The sequence below is a fragment of the uncultured Methanofollis sp. genome, from assembly GCF_937919355.1.
In the GTDB taxonomy this organism is placed as follows: domain Archaea; phylum Halobacteriota; class Methanomicrobia; order Methanomicrobiales; family Methanofollaceae; genus Methanofollis.
This window is the reverse complement of the sequence record NZ_CALFSA010000177.1, coordinates 1-13,674: the sequence shown is the minus strand read 5'-3', so window position 1 is coordinate 13,674 and position 13,674 is coordinate 1. Positions and strand designations below refer to the sequence as shown.

Annotated in this window: 17 protein-coding genes; 7 read left to right on the top strand and 10 right to left on the bottom strand. The window is 58.4% G+C overall.

Going from position 1 to position 13,674, the window contains the following annotated elements; all coding sequences use genetic code 11:
• Nucleotides 1–37 precede the first annotated feature (37 nt).
• Complete coding sequence (locus Q0520_RS08935) at nucleotides 38–217, bottom strand: hypothetical protein (protein WP_298669060.1); 180 nt, start codon at nucleotides 215–217, stop codon at nucleotides 38–40.
• Between the two features lie 106 nt (nucleotides 218–323).
• Between Q0520_RS08935 and Q0520_RS08930 the strand changes: the two genes are divergently transcribed.
• Nucleotides 324–1,160: a class I SAM-dependent methyltransferase gene (locus Q0520_RS08930; protein WP_298669057.1), complete on the top strand. Its 837-nt coding sequence runs from the start codon at nucleotides 324–326 to the stop codon at nucleotides 1,158–1,160.
• On the opposite strand, the gene Q0520_RS08925 is transcribed toward Q0520_RS08930, so the two are convergent.
• The 8 genes from Q0520_RS08925 to Q0520_RS08890 all read right to left on the bottom strand — a co-directional run bounded on the left by Q0520_RS08925 (nucleotide 1,157) and on the right by Q0520_RS08890 (nucleotide 5,984).
• Nucleotides 1,157–2,053 (bottom strand): metal ABC transporter substrate-binding protein, encoded by an 897-nt coding sequence (locus Q0520_RS08925; protein WP_298669055.1) that lies wholly within the window; start codon nucleotides 2,051–2,053, stop codon nucleotides 1,157–1,159. The genes Q0520_RS08930 and Q0520_RS08925 overlap by 4 nt on opposite strands.
• Nucleotides 2,054–2,170: 117 nt before the next feature.
• On the bottom strand, nucleotides 2,171–2,998 hold the full coding sequence (locus Q0520_RS08920) for a metal ABC transporter permease (RefSeq protein ID WP_298669052.1): 828 nt from the start codon (nucleotides 2,996–2,998) through the stop codon (nucleotides 2,171–2,173).
• The gene (locus Q0520_RS08915; RefSeq protein WP_298669049.1) at nucleotides 2,991–3,731 is read right to left on the bottom strand and encodes a metal ABC transporter ATP-binding protein; all 741 of its coding nucleotides are present in this window, start codon (nucleotides 3,729–3,731) and stop codon (nucleotides 2,991–2,993) included. The genes Q0520_RS08920 and Q0520_RS08915 overlap by 8 nt, the downstream gene beginning before the upstream one ends.
• Before the next feature lie 2 nt (nucleotides 3,732–3,733).
• Nucleotides 3,734–4,174 carry a formylmethanofuran dehydrogenase subunit E family protein gene (locus tag Q0520_RS08910; RefSeq protein ID WP_298669046.1) on the bottom strand — a complete coding sequence of 147 codons (441 nt, stop codon included), beginning with the start codon at nucleotides 4,172–4,174 and terminating at the stop codon, nucleotides 3,734–3,736.
• Between the two features lie 73 nt (nucleotides 4,175–4,247).
• Complete coding sequence (locus tag Q0520_RS08905; RefSeq protein WP_298669045.1) at nucleotides 4,248–4,493, bottom strand: hypothetical protein; 246 nt, start codon at nucleotides 4,491–4,493, stop codon at nucleotides 4,248–4,250.
• Complete coding sequence (locus tag Q0520_RS08900) at nucleotides 4,490–5,146, bottom strand: hypothetical protein (protein ID WP_298669042.1); 657 nt, start codon at nucleotides 5,144–5,146, stop codon at nucleotides 4,490–4,492. Before Q0520_RS08900 ends, Q0520_RS08905 begins: the two co-directional genes overlap by 4 nt.
• 11 nt (nucleotides 5,147–5,157) lie before the next feature.
• Nucleotides 5,158–5,580, bottom strand: a complete 423-nt coding sequence (locus Q0520_RS08895; protein ID WP_298669039.1) for a spore germination protein GerW family protein — start codon at nucleotides 5,578–5,580, stop codon at nucleotides 5,158–5,160.
• A gap of 65 nt (nucleotides 5,581–5,645) precedes the next feature.
• Entirely contained in the window at nucleotides 5,646–5,984 is a 339-nt protein-coding gene (locus Q0520_RS08890) for a cupin domain-containing protein (protein ID WP_298669036.1), read from the bottom strand.
• Nucleotides 5,985–6,125: 141 nt separating this feature from the next.
• On the opposite strand from Q0520_RS08890, the gene cooS reads away from it, so the two are divergent.
• The 6 genes from cooS (at nucleotide 6,126) to Q0520_RS08860 (ending at nucleotide 12,897) form a co-directional block, all read left to right on the top strand.
• A complete protein-coding gene (cooS, locus tag Q0520_RS08885) occupies nucleotides 6,126–8,036 on the top strand; it encodes an anaerobic carbon-monoxide dehydrogenase catalytic subunit (RefSeq protein ID WP_298669033.1) in 1,911 nt (636 codons plus the stop codon).
• Entirely contained in the window at nucleotides 8,033–8,350 is a 318-nt protein-coding gene (locus Q0520_RS08880) for a hypothetical protein (RefSeq protein WP_298669031.1), read from the top strand. The genes cooS and Q0520_RS08880 overlap by 4 nt, the downstream gene beginning before the upstream one ends.
• Before the next feature lie 414 nt (nucleotides 8,351–8,764).
• Nucleotides 8,765–9,469: a ribonuclease III domain-containing protein gene (locus tag Q0520_RS08875; protein ID WP_298669029.1), complete on the top strand. Its 705-nt coding sequence runs from the start codon at nucleotides 8,765–8,767 to the stop codon at nucleotides 9,467–9,469.
• A gap of 17 nt (nucleotides 9,470–9,486) precedes the next feature.
• Nucleotides 9,487–10,041 (top strand): flavodoxin family protein, encoded by a 555-nt coding sequence (locus Q0520_RS08870; RefSeq protein ID WP_298669026.1) that lies wholly within the window; start codon nucleotides 9,487–9,489, stop codon nucleotides 10,039–10,041.
• Between the two features lie 179 nt (nucleotides 10,042–10,220).
• Entirely contained in the window at nucleotides 10,221–12,434 is a 2,214-nt protein-coding gene (locus Q0520_RS08865; RefSeq protein ID WP_298669023.1) for a hypothetical protein, read from the top strand.
• Nucleotides 12,435–12,648: 214 nt separating this feature from the next.
• Nucleotides 12,649–12,897 (top strand): hypothetical protein, encoded by a 249-nt coding sequence (locus Q0520_RS08860; RefSeq protein WP_298669020.1) that lies wholly within the window; start codon nucleotides 12,649–12,651, stop codon nucleotides 12,895–12,897.
• Between the two features lie 3 nt (nucleotides 12,898–12,900).
• On the opposite strand, the gene Q0520_RS08855 is transcribed toward Q0520_RS08860, so the two are convergent.
• Complete coding sequence (locus Q0520_RS08855; RefSeq protein ID WP_298669016.1) at nucleotides 12,901–13,530, bottom strand: LysE family translocator; 630 nt, start codon at nucleotides 13,528–13,530, stop codon at nucleotides 12,901–12,903.
• Nucleotides 13,531–13,674: the final 144 nt, after the last annotated feature.

Here is a 13,674-nt window from a genome sequence, read left to right as displayed (position 1 = left end):
CCTCTGGTGTGAAAATTTCAAAAAACTATTTTTACCCTCAGTCCTTTGCCATGATCACCCCGATCACGATGAAACCGAGGCCGATGACGGCGACAACAAGTTCAACGATGCCGATGAGGAAGGCGATCACCTCAGGTGCGAGTTGTGTCATGCCATAGACGCCCGCAATGACGAGGATTAGCCCTACGACGAGCAATACGATACCTGTTTTGTCCATGGAATCACTTCCGAATGAATGATTGTTCTATCTTCGATATGAGAGTTTTCCTTTGCCGTCGATCCCCTGTGGAAGGTTTTTGTCTGCAGGAAGCAATCCTCTCTCCATGGATATCGGGGCGATAGACTGGAATGCGGTATGGGCCGAAGAGTTGCGGCAGAACCACTCTGTAGTCGGTTTCAGGACCGGCCCTGCCCTCTGGGGCGACAGGGGGCGTGCCGTCAGGTATGACACTCATGTTTCTGGCAGGAGAGTGGAGGAAACGCTCTCCTCTCTCCCCCTCGTGCGGTCGGCGCGTGTCCTTGACATCGGTGCCGGTCCAGGCACTCTTGCCATTCCCCTTGCCCGCCGCGTGAGGACTGTCACCGCGGTGGAACCGGCCTCGGGGATGGCCGACGTACTGGAAGACCATATCGACGAGGAGGGGATCGGGAACGTCAGGGTTGTCAGGAAGCGCTGGGAGGACGTCGACCCGGCCACAGACCTGCGGCCGCCGTACGACATCGTCGTGGCGTCGTTCTCCCTCAATATGGAGGACCTCCGGGCCGCACTCCGGAAGATGGACGATGTCGCCGCCGGGTCGGTGCACCTCTTCTGGTTCGCCGACGTCCCTGCATGGGAGCGCCGTTATCTCCAGGTCTGGCAGTCTCTCCACGGCGCCGCCTACCACCCTGTTCCGAAGGCCGACGTCGTCTGCAACCTCCTCTGGCAGATGGGGATCTATCCGGACCTGCGGATCGGCATGATGCAGAGAGTGGTCCGTTTCGTCGACCTCGACGAGGCTCTGGTGACCTGTGCGCCGAAGTTCGGGGTGACCGGGAAGAAGCAGGAGGAGGTCCTCCGCCGCGCCCTCTCAGGCTGGCTCGTCCCCGAAGGCGGGGCATATCTCCTGCGGGAGACATCGCGGTACGCACATATCTCGTGGAAAAAAGAGGAACTTTAGGTCCTGCGCAGCAGGAAGACAGCAAGGGAGACCGCGGTCAGGAGCGGGAAGAGGGAGAGGGGCGACTGAGGCGCCGTCGTCGGCGGGCTTGCCATCACAGCCTCCTTGTTATGCGCAAGCACGTCGGGCAGGGAACTGACACCCTCGACCGACTTCGGGAAGTTTGTGAAGACGACGCGGTCTGCCCTGATCCCCCTGTCATGGAGGGCCTCCTCTATCCCCTTCCCCATCTCGCCAGACTGCATGTTCTCGATGACATACCTCACGCTCCTGTATTTCTGCGGGTCTGCGGCGATATCGTCGACGACCTTTGCCGGGGTGACCTGGCCGCCCATATAGGTCTCTGGCCCGAAGACGGCGACGGCGTTGAGACCGAGCCAGTCCTCAGCGGCCTCCCTCTGCCAGACCATCACGATAACGTCCTGACCCCCGACCCACATCTTTTCCTCGTCCGTGAGGTTGGCGGCGTCGATTGCGTCACAGTACGCCTCATAGTTCGCCTCATATGCGGTGGCGTTTCCACCGTCCGCGGCAACGAGTTTATCCTTCACTTCCCCTGCAAAGACCTTCGCCTTCTCCGGTGTGTTCCAGTCCTGTGCACCGATTATGGTCCAGGTCACGTTTCCATCATTGTAGGTCTGCATGAACTTCTCGACTGCTGGCATGACGACAGGTCTGTCCATCCCAGAATTGTGGGCGAAGAAGAGGTCTGCCGATGCGATGAAGTCTTTCTGCATCTGGATACGGCTGTCGATGATGTCTCCCTGCATGTGAGGGCAGATGGTCGGGTCGGCGACTGCGATCACCCTGACATTATCCCCGCCTATCGCCTGCACCGGGTCGGCGATGACGCTCGTCGTGGCGACGATGTCCATCGCCGCGACGGCAGGCATAGCCAGAGCGGATAATACAAATAATATGAATGTTGCCATTTTAATGCTACTATATTCGAGCATATGTTTAACAATGTGTTAACGATCATATATCTCTTGCTAAATTAAAAATAGAGGTCATTCACCCTTCGGGACCCGGCGTTTCGGTGAGAGGAGTACAGCCACCAGGAAGAGGCCGCTGAAGACGACGGCGATGAGAGGGCCGACAGGGAGGGAGTGCTGGAGCCCGATCCATGCCCCTGTGACGCTGACCGTTGCGGCGACAAGGGGGGCGACAAGGAAGAGGTCTCTGACGGTGGAGCAGAACTGGTAGGCGATCGCCGCCGGCGTGACGAGCCAGACATAGAGGAGGAGGCCGCCGATGATGTTGAGGGAGAGGGAGACCGAGATGGCGATCATGAAGAGGAGTGCGTAGAAAATAGGGCGTACCCTGATCCCTGCTGCTTCGGCGATCTTTTTGTTGAAGATGACGGCCGTGATCTCCTTGAAGAAGGTCAGGACAAAGAGGACGGCGGCGATGGAGATGAGGGCGAGGGCGTAGATCTCCTCGCGGTACAGGGAGACGACGTTCCCGAAGAGAAGGGAACTCGTGTTGACGCCCGTCCCGAGGTACTGCATGTACGAGATGAAGAATATGGCAATGGCCATCATCATCCCGAAGAGGATGCCGAGGATCGTGTCCGTGGGCATCCGCGCCTTCTCAGAGAGGGGGCCAAGGATGACGGCGATTGTCAGGCTTGCAAGGACTGCCGCGACCGTCCCGTCGAGGCCGAAGAAGATCCCGGCGGCCGCTCCGGCAAAGGCGGCGTGTGTCATTGTAAAACCGATGGAGGAGATGTTCATCTGCGTGATGATCACCCCCAGAACGCTACAGGCGATGGAGGCGAAGAGCATCGCCTCGACCGCGTGACAGACGATGTTGTTCAGGATGAGGAACTCAAGCATGGTGACCTCCCGAGAGGGTGCGGACGTGGTCCTCGACCTCGTCTGCCCGGCAGGGCCTGTTGAAGATGAGGTGCCCGTCGTTCATCACAAGCACTCTCACCTCCCGGTCGGGGAGGGCGTCGAAGGCGTGCGAGACCATCATGATGGTGCAGCCTTCGTCTGCAATGCCGTCGAGCACCCCGCAGATAAAATCGCGTGTGCCGAGGTCGAGGTTGGAGAAGGGTTCGTCGAGGAGGAGGACGTCGGGTCTTTTGACAAGGCTCTGGGCGATGAGCACCTTCTGCTGCTGCCCGCCGGAGAGTTTGCCGATCGGCCTCCCGGCAAGGTCTTCGATGCCGAGGAGTGCCATCACCTCCCGTGCGATCTTCCTGTCCTCCTCCCCTGGCCGCCTGCCGTAACCCAGAAGTCCGTAGCGCCCCATCATCACGACGTCCCTGACGGTGAAAGGAGCGAGGGGGTCGAAGGCGAAGTTCTGGATGACGTAGCCGACCCGCCTGCGGATCTCATACCCGCGGGAGGCGACGTCGAGACCGCAGACCGTCGCCCGGCCGCGGGTGATCGGGAGCATCCCGTTGACCGTCTCAAGGAGCGTCGTCTTTCCGGCGCCGTTCGGGCCGCCGACGACGACGAACTCTCCCGGGGTTATTGTGAATGAGATATCCCTGATCACCGGCCTGTCAGACCCTTCGTAGGCGGTGGAGACGCCTGCAAGGTTGATGGTGCCGTCACGCATCTTCAGCGCTCGCCGGCGGTGAAGAGTTCGGCGTCGTCGAGATAGTACATCTCTTCGGCGAAGGCCTCGATCAGGGCCTCGTAGTCGTCTCCGTCTCCGTCTGGAAGGCCGAAGGGCAGGGGGACGATCCTGATAGTCCTGCCGTCTGTTTCAAACTCGACGGCTACCTGCTCACTCTCGATGATCTCGATGTTCCTTTTGCCGAGGGTGCACCCGCTGCCGAGCTGGACACCGTCAGCGAGGCAGGACTGGGGGGGCGTGCCTGCACAGTAGACCCGCGCCCTGAGGTTGAAGGGGTCGTCGCAGACGTGCTCGCGCGCGTATTTCCCTATCCTGTATCCGATGACGATATAGGGACCAAGGTGACCATGGAATGCGGCGAGGTCTCTCACCGTGAAGTTCTTTTCGAGATTGAGATACTGACAGCCGTCGTGTCTGTACATGAAGGATCATCAGCATTCGTGCTATAAATTCATTGATGTTTGCTATCATATCCGAAAAAAGAACTGTTGTGTGTCACCCGCCCTCTGCACCAAGAGCGGCATATGCCCGGTCCACCGCTTTACTGACCATATCCGCAGGGAGGTCCTCGCCCCTTGAACCGACGAGGAGTGCGCCGTCAGGACCCGCCACGACGACCGCGACTGGTTCGGCGGCGAGGTACCCCCCTCCCTGCCATGAGCAGAGCACGCTCCGCACGATCGGCACGACGGCGCGTCCCCCGCCCGTGCGCACCTCACCGACGGTAATCTCTTCCTTCATTTCTCCTCTCCACTTTCAAGGATGATCCGGCGGACCGGCGGTGCGAGGGCAAAATCAGCCGCAGCGCCGAGGAGGGCGACCGGCCTGTCGATAATGAGTCGTACCTCGCCCCGTCCTGCCGGATCGCCCCCAGAAAAAAGGGGCTCCATATCGAGATCGATCGGGGTCGGCCCCAGGATGCCACGAAGCGCCTGCACCATGCCGAAGACCTTCCCTGTTGTGATGGGTCCGCCGAAATCGGCCCTTATCCAGAGGGCGAGGCTTTCGAGAGTGGTGTGGGTGTGGACCCTGCCGAGAAGACGGGTGATGTGCGGGAAAAGTGCGTGGAGTGTTTCCAGGGCCAGGGGAAGAGGGGGAAGCCCGCCCTCTTCTTCCTCTTCTCTCTCCTCCTCTCCAGTCTCTTCCGGCCCGGCCTCCGGCAGTGTCCACGAAAAGAGGGTGGTGCCGCCGACCAGGAGATCGGCATGCCAGGCTGTTTCTTTCTTGACGCTCACACCGAAAGCCGCCCACTTCAGGGAGAGGGAGACGGTCCCAGTCCCGCCCTCATAGGCCCCCGCGGCCCCTACCCGCAGGGGGAGGAGGAGGACGCAGAGGAGGATGACACCGATACCGGCATAATACACAAGGAAGACGAGAAGGTCGCCGCCGGCCATACTCGACCTGTCTACTCAGTTCCCTGTTCGGTTTTCTTCTCCTTCTCCTCCACCTTTTCCGGTTTGCCGACCTTCGAGGCGACCCGCTCGACCATAGGGGGGACGACTTCCCCGATACTCTCGATGATCTCGGCGATCGGCCCCTTCTTCTTGAGAGAGTAGATCTGCACCCCTTCCGGGCCCTTCACGTCCTTGTGGACAACGAGAAGGGCGACCGGTTCGACACCGGCCCCGGCCCCGCCTCCTTCGCCGCCACCGCCTTCGCCGCTTGCGTCCGTGCCCCTCGCTGCAGCGGCACCGAAACCGAAGCCGAACCCGGCGATCGCGAAGATAACTTTGTCGCCGAGATCGAGCGGATCGCCGATGATGGCCTTTGACGATACGAAATTGCGGAGTTCCTCCGCCGTTACCCTGATCATCTCATCGCCTGTCATGTTCTTCACACTCTGAGAGGGCAGAACTCATCTTAAAGGTATGGGGGAGGTTCCTGCCCGACCCGTCACAAAAGACGCGTCGCCCCGGTCGGCCGCGGCACCTTGACGACAAGGACGCGGAAAGGCCGGTCGCCCTCGTTGGTCCAGCGGTGCGGAAGATGTGCCGGACTCTCGACCAGGGTGTCGGGCCCGCACTCCCGCCTCTCCTCCCCGATCTCGACGACTCCTCTCCCTTCCAGGACATAGAAGGCGACGTCGACAGGGGTGATATGCTTTTTCAGACTCTCTCCGGGCTGCAGAGTGATGTGGACCATCGTTGCATGCTCGGTGTCGTAGACCTTCCGTGCGTCCACGCCGTGCGGGTTCTTCTCGACCGGGGTCTCCATGACAGTTCGTGTAATCATGTGCTCACCCGCCGATACTCCGTTTCCTTCATTGAATACCTTTGGGTCTCCCGCACCCCGCGACCCACCGGTCGACGACAGGTTTATTCCCTCTCCTTGAGAGGGGGGTGGCGGTGGTGGACGCGGCCGCCGCCGGAGGAGATGCAATTGGATGAGAAGAGGATCTCATACCACCCGTCTGTGAGGGCGGTCTATAAAAAAATCCATGATATGGGGCTCTCCAATCTCTGGGACCGCTACGAGGCCCAGGGTATCGGGGGCGACCCGGACGCCAGGTGTCGCTTCTGCATGGGAGGTGTCCGCTGTGATTTTTGCTCGAACGGGCCGTGCAGGGCCGATGCTGCCGCAGACAAACGCGGTGTCTGCGGGATCTCCGCAGACGGCATGGCGATGCGGATGATGCTCCTGCGCAATGTGATGGGGGCCGCCACCTACCACTACCACTGCGAGCAGACTGTGAGGACACTGCGGGAGACGGCCCATGGCAGGACGCCTTTCCGCGTGAAAGACCCGGAAAAATTGAAGGCCTTTGCGGCGAGGCTCGGCCTTGACACCGGCATGCCGACAGACAGACTTGCCCTCTCTCTCTGCACCTTTGTCGAGGACGACTTCCACCGCAGGTCTGACGAACCGAGCGAGATCGTCGGACTCCTTGCGCCTGCCGACCGGGTCAGGGTCTGGAAGGACGCCAGGATCTTCCCCGGCGGTATCTACGGCGAGATGATGCTCGCCACGAGTTCCTCTCTCACGAACGTGGACGGGGACTATGTGAGCCTGGCGAAGAAGGCGATGCGCCTTTCGATTGCGATGGCCTACCAGAGTCAACTTGTCCTCGAGTCTCTCCAGGACGCCCTCTTCGGGACGCCGTCTCCCCATGTGATGCGGGTGGACCTCGGCGTCCTCGACCCGGACTATGTGAACATCCTCCCGAACGGCCACGAACCATTCCTCGGCTTCGCCCTGGCGGACCTCGCCCGCGACCCCGCCTGGCAGAAACGGGCGCATGCGGCCGGGGCAAAGGGGATCAGGGTGATCGCGAATATCGAGACCGGGCAGGAGATGGTCCAGCGCCTGGAGGCGGACGATGTCTTCTGGGGCTATACAGGGAACTGGATCATGCAGGAGGCGGTGCTTGCCACCGGTGCCGTGGACGTCTTTGTGGCGGACATGAACTGCTCCCTCCCTCTCGACCCTGTGTATGCCGAAAAGTTCCACTTCAAACTCGTCCCTGTCTCCGAACTCGTCGCTTTCGAGGGCGTCGATGAAAGGGTGGACTATGACCCGGCAGAGGCGCGGGAGCAGGCGGCGGCCCTCCTCCAGATGGGGGTCGAGAACTTCAGGCAGAGGCGCGGGAAGGTCGAACCCGTCCGCGGCCTCCCTGTCGGCCGGGCTGTCGTCGGTTTCTCGCCCGAGAGCATCGTCGCCGCTCTCGGCGGGAGTCTCGTCCCTCTCCTGGACGCGATCAGGGACGGATCGATCCGGGGCGTCGCAGGCCTCGTCTCCTGCACGACCCTCCGTAATTCGGGACAGGACATCCACTCGGTGGCGGTGGCCGAGGAACTGATCAGGCGCGACGTCCTGGTGCTCTCGATGGGGTGCGGGAACGCGGCCATGCAGGTCGCCGGCCTCTGCACCCCGGAGGCCGCGGCGAAGGCCGGGCCCGGCCTCAGGAAGGTCTGCACTACCCTCGGTGTGCCGCCTGTCCTCTCCTTCGGGACCTGCACCGACACCGGGCGCCTCGCCGACCTTGTCGCCGTCGTCGGTGCGGCCCTTGGCGGCGTGCCCGTCGCCGACCTCCCGGTGGCGGCGGTCGCTCCCGAGTACATGGAGCAGAAGGCGACGATCGACGCTATCTTTGCCCTGGCCTTCGGTCTGTACACCTATGTGAACCCTGTGCCGACGGTGACCGGCGCCCCACGCCTGGTGAAACTCCTCACCGCGGACCTAGAGGGGATCACCGGCGGCGTCCTCAGGCTTGAACCCGACGCTGCGGCGGCGGCGGACGGCGTCCTCGGACACATCGAAGAGAAGAGGAGGGGACTTGGATTATGACGGGGAAGGACACGCGACCCCTTGCCTGCAGCACCGCCGACCCCGCCCTCCTCTCCGAGGTGAAGGTGGGGAACAGGCGGATACTCATCTTCGGCCTTGACGGGATGCTGGACGGCGTGGCGGCGCTCGGGATCACGGACGAAGAGATACTCCGTGCCGAACTCCTGAGGCAGGCAGGGGAGAGGGGACGGATACCGTGGGGCCTGGAGGACGCGGCGGCCGACGCCCTTCTCGTCCTGTACCGCCAGAGGCAGGGCGGCAGGCGGGTGGCAGGGGAGAGAGAAGGCCCCTGCGCCGACCGGAGAGACGGGTAGTCCGGTCGTGCATGGCAGAAAAAGATGATATGGCCTGAAAAACGTACCCCAGGGAGTGCATGCGGGACCCTGTTCGGCCCCGTGTATCGCCATTCTGTCCTGGGTCTTCAGCCGTTTCGATGCAGGACCTGGCCTTCACGGCATCGTGCCCTGAAGATAAGCCGGCTCCCGTGGCGGCCTTCCTCTATCCGCCGATCATGTTGCCGTACAGGTCGGCAGATGGCCGTCCTGGTCTTATCTTCCTGCGGCATCTGTTCGGTCCCCTGATGTGGCGTCTCTGTCGTCAGTCCGGCCTTCAACCGTTTCAGCCGGAGGACCCGCCTCACCCTGGCAGTCCGTCCCGTTCCCCCTGAGGCACACCCCCATGCAGCATATAGTATATATCTATTTTGATAACGTCAATACGGGACGGAGATGCACCACACACTCTGCTGGCGAGAGTTCGGGCTTGAAAAAAATCTCATGGTCCTGCGTGACGATATCGCCGCCAGGCGTGCCCGTCTCTCACCGGCAAATACCCGCGAGATCAGGGTGATGGGACACTGGCTCTCATCGATCGACAGAATACTGGGAAAGATCGCCGTGGTCCGGGGGAGGGTCAGGGCCGGTATCGAGGCCGACCTGGGGTATGCGATCGCCAGCGAGGAGATGCTCATCCTCGCCTTCTTCATGCCGAGCACCCGGAACCTCTTCTCTGAGGTCCTCGTCCACTTCGGGGAGGAGGGATGTGCTCTCTCCGCAAAGGAACTTGAAGACCTGAGCCGTCTCCCCGAGGCCGCGGAGACGCTTGCCTGGATCGGCGACGCCGCCCTGAAGATCGGGGTTCTCCCCGAGATCTGGAGCCCCCGCGCCGCCGACGCCGGCCTCCTCTCCCGGAAACGGCGGGCGTACGAGAGCAACGCAAACATGGCCCGCCTCTGCGACCGGTGGGGGCTGTACAGGTACCGCATCCACCTCGACCCTTCCAGGCCGAAGGGAGATGTCAGTCACCTGAAGGGTACCCTCGTCGAGGCCGTCCTCGGCATCGTCTTCCTCCAGTGCGGGCTGAAGGGGATTGCCCGCGCCGCCCCCCTGCTCAGGCCTGGTGCGGGGATCACGTTATATACTCCCCCTCCCTGATGGGGGATCGAAGGGGCATGAAAGTCATCGGTATTGTGGGAAGCCCTCGCAAGGGGGGAAACACCGACATCCTTGTCAGGCAGGCGCTCACCGGCGCACATGCGGCCGGTGCCGAGACCGCCGTCATCTACCTGAACGACATGGTCTTCCAGGACTGCCAGGGGTGCGGCTACTGCAAGGGGACGAATGTCTGCCGGCTGAAGGACGATATGTACCCTGTCTACGAGGACCTGGTCTCGGCCGACGGCCTTGTGATCGGGAGCCCGGTCTACTTCGGGCAGATGACAGGGAACACCAAGAGTTTCATCGACCGCTGGTACGCTCTCGTGAACCCGGACTTCACCTCGCGGCTTCCACCGGGGAAGAAGGTCGTCCTCATCTTCCCGCAGGGTGATGCCAACCCCTCTATGTTCGAGGGGATGGCGACGCACTTCGAGGTCACGATGACTTTCTTCGGCCTTGAGGTGACGGAGATCATCATCGCCCCCGGACTGCTCGCGGCAGGCGAGGCGAAGGAGAGCGAGGAGCTGATGAGAAGGGCCTTTGCCGCGGGGAAGGATCTCGCGCAGTGAGGGGCTCCCTCTTTTTTTTAATCCTGATGTCCCCTTGGCATTGCCAATGACTCTGTAAGATGGCGAGTGCCTGATTTTCGTGTCAATTGTGTTATTTTTACCCGCATTTTCTGAGACTATAGGGTACCACTTACAGTACTCTCACATGTTTTATTAATTGCGAATGCGAATCCAATTCTATGGAATTATTTGATGAATCTGATACCCTTGAGAAACTTTTTTCCTCAAAGGACTATGCTTGGGTCGAATCTGATCTTCTGCCCATGCTCTCTCTTTTTTCGAAGATTAAGCCCGTGAATGATCCTGGACACTTCTTTTTACCACTTTCTGAAGAAAATATACTCCTGAATCTTAACTCTGGTCTCTCTAATGATCCCAGTGCTGACTTCAACGAATTTCGGCAAATCTTTTCACAATGGCTTATCTATTCTGACATCAGGGTAAAAGACTATCATACTGAGTCGAATAACTATCCCCACCCTCAATCTCATGAGGGGCAATATAGTGATAGAGCAGAGCGTGTTCTTTGCATGAAGGGTACACTTTCTAGTGTAGCCGATAGGGTTTTTTCTGACTGGTGCTCCAGAACCAAGGCAGTTTCCCCTGATATTTCTACCCTCGAGGAGTATCTGGCTTGGGATTTCATGCTTTCTCACTGGTTGCGCTATCTTCCCGGGACAAATTATCCGATTTTCAAGATTGATAATCTTTATAATACATTTGAGATGTTTCAATCATACTTGATCAAAATACTCCCCCCCGAAGCAGAATTTTTTATTCCTCTGATCGCAGATGCGTTTCTCGATACCATCAATCCTCATAACCTTTTGAAAAATTTTGTCCGTCAATCGGGTGCTGGATATTGCCTTGTTGCTCACTCTTTTAATTCATATAGGTGTACTCTGCTGCCGAGATATCTGGTTTCTCAGGATTCTCTGAATTTAATAAAGACGAAACTGGGAAATATAGAAGAGGGACACTCGCGTATATCTGCACTATATCAGATATTTGAACGAAATAATCACGACTCACTTATCACACTTAAGTTCTTTGAACGCACACTTGATTTCCTGAATGGTGGCGATCTATCTGGTTCTGTTTTAAAAGAGAATATTGATCATTTCTCTAATCCGACAGGACTGATCGAGTCTCTCAGGCAAAGGGGCATTGTCAAAGTGAATGATTTTGGAGATGTCATCCTCAGGGCTGACGCAGACCAGACAAGGGCCATCGTCGAGCATATTGATCAGCAGATATGCAGGGAGGTTGCTCAATGGCTAAAGCAATCCTTTATCTTCCCGTTTCATGATGTGGTCGTTCCAGCGACACCCGAGATTTCGACCAGAGATATGAAACCTGATACAATCGTGCCATCATCACAGAACATTCCTGTTTCTGGTTCGGTATCAGATGATGGGTTGCTGGTCGGTTTTGAGGCTGGTACCGGGAAGGATGTGCGGATTAAAAAACTGGGTCATCTTTTTGTCTCGGGTTTAACCCAGAAAGCAGGAAAAACGACAACACTTGAAGCTTTGATCTCAAGGAGCGGCAGAAAAGCAATATCCTTCATTACAAAACCCCGTGAGAAATGCTTTAATTCCAGAGATTATCATCTTCATAAACCTTTCATTAAGGAAAAGGTTGATTGGAATACTGCAGAATCTATATTTTCACTTATTATTGGTGATAATAGCATGAAGGATATCAGAAATGATCTGATCCTACTCTATGATGATTGTGAGATATCCTTTGAGGAACTCCGCGAGAGGGTTAAAAAAGAGATCCTCCTCGATAAAAATGCGAAAAATATGTCTCTCCGTCGGATTCAAGCATATCTGTCTAAATATTTCAAAATGATGGAAGGAATCGAGGTGGCAGGAGAACTTACCTTACTACCGGGCATCAATGTGATGAACCTCTCCAAATTTCCTGGAGAGATACAAGAATACATTATCAGTGATGTTTTACAGGAGATCCTTCATAATAGGAATGGAGTTATCACTCTCCTCCCAGAAGCCTGGAAGTTCATCCCCCAGTCTCGAAAAAGTCTTCTTAAAAGTCCAATAGAAGAACTCATCCGGCAGGGTGCAGTCAAAGAAAATTTTGTCTGGATTGATTGTCAGGACATCGCAAAAGTTGACAAATCCATTCTAAAAAATGTCAGCATATGGATGCTGGGTGTCCAGAACGAAAAAAATGAAGTCAAGCATACGATAGAACAGATCCCCTCTGGAAATATGCTGATAAACTCTGCTGAGATCATGAACCTGAAAACAGGGGAGTTTTTTGTCTGTGCAGATGGTGCGGTCTCTAAAACATATGTTCTTCCAAAAGGTATGGCCGAAGATGAGGGTCGTAAAGAGGCAAAGAATCGTGAATCTTTCCCGAGATAAACTATAGGTCTGCTTGTCTCAAGGATCTCTTTTTTGTTTTGGGAAAAAGAAAGACACGACTTTCACCCTCTATTTTTTTAAAGATGCCAGCACCTCTTCCTTCTTGCCATCCTCTGAAGGGACTCAGCCTCGATCAGCACCATCCACATTCTGGTGATTCAAGGACAGGAAGGTCGCGCAAACCTTCAACCCTTTTCCCCCTGCATGGTGAAGCATGGACATCGACTTTTCCCGGTACGAGAGAGACGAGGAGAGGCAGAGGACGGAGATCGATTTTACGGCGCGGTTTACCGGCCCCATCCCGTCGCGTGCCGGGATCATCGACGCCATCGCCCTCGTCTCCGGTGCCGACCCGTCCTGCGTCGTGCTCGACCGCCTCAGCCCGCGGGCGAAGAAGGGCGAGGTGCGAGGGAGGGCACGCGTCTACGACGACGCCGCGGCACGCTCCGCGGCAGAGAGGTGATCCTCAGGCGAAGGCCTGCCAGAGGTACGACGCCCCGAAGAGAATGAGGAAGACACCGCACGCGGCGAGGACGAGGCGGTACTGCCCGACGCTCATGACCCTCCTCCCCCCCGCCGTGGCCGCGGCGACGAGCCCGAACCACCCGAAGTCCGCTGCCCAGTGACCGATCATGAAGGCGCCGGCGACGGCGAGACCCCCGGCAAGGCCGTCAAGGAGGAGGCCGGCGCCGATGGTGAGCCACCAGATCCAGAAATAGGGGTTTGCGGCGCTCGTTACGGCCCCGGCGACATACGGGTTCCCGGCCGCCGCCCCGCCCGGTGCGGCCTCCAGCACTGCTTTCCTGCTCTCCCTGATTGTCATGGTGCCGAAGACGACGAGAGCCGCTCCGCCGACGAGGGCGACCGCGGGGCCGACAGGATCGGCCGCAATGCCGAGTCCCGCGACGACGGCGAGGAAGACCGCCGTCTCCAGCGCGGCATGCCCTGCCGCGATCTTCGGCCCTGCCGCCCACCCCTCGGAGAGCGCCCCCCTGATCGTCGCCACAAGCGTCGGTCCGGGGGCGAGGGCACCCGAAAGACCGATGACGAGGCCGAGTATCAGGGCCCCTGCAATGCCGTCCATCTCCGTTATCATGGGTCGTCCTGCTATATGACTCTCGCCATACTCCGTCATGTACTATTTTGTTCCACAATGTATATCTATGTTCATAGCGTACTCCCTTCCATGCAGACGAAGATCCTCCTGGACGAGGACGCCATGCCGAAGGCCTGGTACAAC

Coding starts and splice junctions, on each gene's coding strand:
- Q0520_RS08935 (WP_298669060.1), bottom strand. CDS start 217: ATGGACAAAACAGGTATCGTATTGCTCGTCGTAGGGCTAATCCTCGTC.
- Q0520_RS08930 (WP_298669057.1), top strand. CDS start 324: ATGGATATCGGGGCGATAGACTGGAATGCGGTATGGGCCGAAGAGTTG.
- Q0520_RS08925 (WP_298669055.1), bottom strand. CDS start 2,053: ATGCCTGCCGTCGCGGCGATGGACATCGTCGCCACGACGAGCGTCATC.
- Q0520_RS08920 (WP_298669052.1), bottom strand. CDS start 2,998: ATGCTTGAGTTCCTCATCCTGAACAACATCGTCTGTCACGCGGTCGAG.
- Q0520_RS08915 (WP_298669049.1), bottom strand. CDS start 3,731: ATGCGTGACGGCACCATCAACCTTGCAGGCGTCTCCACCGCCTACGAA.
- Q0520_RS08910 (WP_298669046.1), bottom strand. CDS start 4,174: ATGTACAGACACGACGGCTGTCAGTATCTCAATCTCGAAAAGAACTTC.
- Q0520_RS08905 (WP_298669045.1), bottom strand. CDS start 4,493: ATGAAGGAAGAGATTACCGTCGGTGAGGTGCGCACGGGCGGGGGACGC.
- Q0520_RS08900 (WP_298669042.1), bottom strand. CDS start 5,146: ATGGCCGGCGGCGACCTTCTCGTCTTCCTTGTGTATTATGCCGGTATC.
- Q0520_RS08895 (WP_298669039.1), bottom strand. CDS start 5,580: ATGACAGGCGATGAGATGATCAGGGTAACGGCGGAGGAACTCCGCAAT.
- Q0520_RS08890 (WP_298669036.1), bottom strand. CDS start 5,984: ATGATTACACGAACTGTCATGGAGACCCCGGTCGAGAAGAACCCGCAC.
- cooS (WP_298669033.1), top strand. CDS start 6,126: ATGCAATTGGATGAGAAGAGGATCTCATACCACCCGTCTGTGAGGGCG.
- Q0520_RS08880 (WP_298669031.1), top strand. CDS start 8,033: ATGACGGGGAAGGACACGCGACCCCTTGCCTGCAGCACCGCCGACCCC.
- Q0520_RS08875 (WP_298669029.1), top strand. CDS start 8,765: ATGCACCACACACTCTGCTGGCGAGAGTTCGGGCTTGAAAAAAATCTC.
- Q0520_RS08870 (WP_298669026.1), top strand. CDS start 9,487: ATGAAAGTCATCGGTATTGTGGGAAGCCCTCGCAAGGGGGGAAACACC.
- Q0520_RS08865 (WP_298669023.1), top strand. CDS start 10,221: ATGGAATTATTTGATGAATCTGATACCCTTGAGAAACTTTTTTCCTCA.
- Q0520_RS08860 (WP_298669020.1), top strand. CDS start 12,649: ATGGACATCGACTTTTCCCGGTACGAGAGAGACGAGGAGAGGCAGAGG.
- Q0520_RS08855 (WP_298669016.1), bottom strand. CDS start 13,530: ATGATAACGGAGATGGACGGCATTGCAGGGGCCCTGATACTCGGCCTC.